We start from the raw sequence: 1,610 nt of genomic DNA on the forward strand, positions 1-1,610 counted from the left end.
CGATTCTGTTGAAAAAGTAGCTTTAGCGGCAGCCAGCCGGTCGGATGTGCCTGCTGTCGAAGTGGCTGCAAGCCACTTCAAGTTGCCTTCCGGCGTTTCACTGAGCGTCCTTGCTCAGGTTTGAGGGCTAATTTGAGGGTTTCTGCTCTCAGCAGGCGCACCTATCCCGTGGTCGGTGGCCCGTGAGGCAAAAGCTTGGCCATGCGTCGCAGGTTTTGCACGGTCGCGGCCAAGGTGAATTCGTCAGTCGCACCCGTCAGGCCACGCAGCCGTAAACGGTCGAGTTTCATGATCCGTTTGAGGTGAGCGAAAAGCATCTCCACCTTCTTCCGTTCGCAACGAGAGACGAGGTATTCCGGTGTCTTGGCGATGCGTCTGGCCACGTCGCGGGCAGCCTCGTGGATGCTGCGGACGATTTTCCGATTCGGCGTGTTGGGGCAGCACTTCGCTTTCAGCGTACAGGTAGTGCAGTCGGTTTGGCTGGAGCGGTAGATGATGGTGTTGGCCTTGGTCACCCGCGATCTTTTCTGGGTGAAGGCGCGCCATTCACTGCGTAGTGGTTTGCCGGCTGGGCAGCGATATTCATTGGCCTCCTGATTCCAGTGGAAGTCGTTACTGGAGAGGCTGTCGTCCTTGCGCTCGGTCTTGTCCCACACCGGCACATGCGGCTCGATGTCCTTTTCTTCGACCATCCAGGCCAGCATCGGGGCAGTGCCATAGGCGGTATCGCCGATGAGTCGTTCCGGTGTGAGATCGAACTGCGCTTCGACACGCTCGACCATCGTCCGGGTCGAGTCAACTTCGGCGGTACGGTGCGCTGGAGTCGCTTCCACATCCATGATCACACCGTGCTCAGTGTCGATCAGGTAATTCGTGGAGTAGGCAAAGAAGGCCGGGCCGCCTGGTGCTGCTGTCCAACGGGACTGAGGATCGGTGAGCGAAATTTTCTTGGGAAGAGTCTCAGCCAGCGCCTCTTCATCAAGGGCTTCGAGGTACTCGCGCACGGCGCGACTACTGAGCTTTGGATCGCTCCAATCGACTTCATCTCCCGCCACCCCGCGTTGCCGGCTGGCATCCGCCTTGATGATGCTGGCGTCGACGGCGAAACCTTCACCCTTTACAAGGCCGGCCGCCATGCAACGCCGCAGCACTTCATTGAACAACCAGCGGAACAGATCGCTGTCACGAAAACGCCCATGGCGATTCTTCGAGAAGGTCGAATGATTGGGGACTTCGTCTTCCAGACCCAGCCGGCAGAACCAGCGATAGGCCAGGTTCAGGTGCACCTCTTCGCACAATCGCCGCTCGGAACGGATGCCATAGCAATAGCCGACGACCAGCATGCGCACCATCAGTTCCGGATCTATCGAGGGGCGCCCGATGGGGCTATAGAAATCCGCCAGGTGGGCGCGCAGATCACTGAGATCCAAGCACTGGTCGATGCTGCGCAGGGGGTGTTGGGGCGGGACGTGATTTTCCAGATTGAACGAGTAGAACAGGCGCTGCTGCCCTCCCGGTAACTGCCCCATCATGCTATTCGCCCCCGCGCTCGCTGACAGAGCAATTTTGCCAACGGCATGGGGAGGACGCTACTTTTTCAACAGAATCGG

Annotated in this window: 1 protein-coding gene; it reads right to left on the reverse strand. The window is 58.9% G+C overall.

Annotated features, from left to right (window positions below; genetic code table 11):
- Positions 1-161: 161 nt before the first annotated feature.
- Positions 162-1,532 carry an IS1182 family transposase gene (locus tag DMX10_RS32215; RefSeq protein ID WP_023082828.1) on the reverse strand — a complete coding sequence of 457 codons (1,371 nt, stop codon included), beginning with the start codon at positions 1,530-1,532 and terminating at the stop codon, positions 162-164.
- Positions 1,533-1,610: the final 78 nt, after the last annotated feature.

Source organism: Pseudomonas sp. 57B-090624 (assembly GCF_003234055.1).
GTDB lineage: Bacteria > Pseudomonadota > Gammaproteobacteria > Pseudomonadales > Pseudomonadaceae > Metapseudomonas > Metapseudomonas tohonis.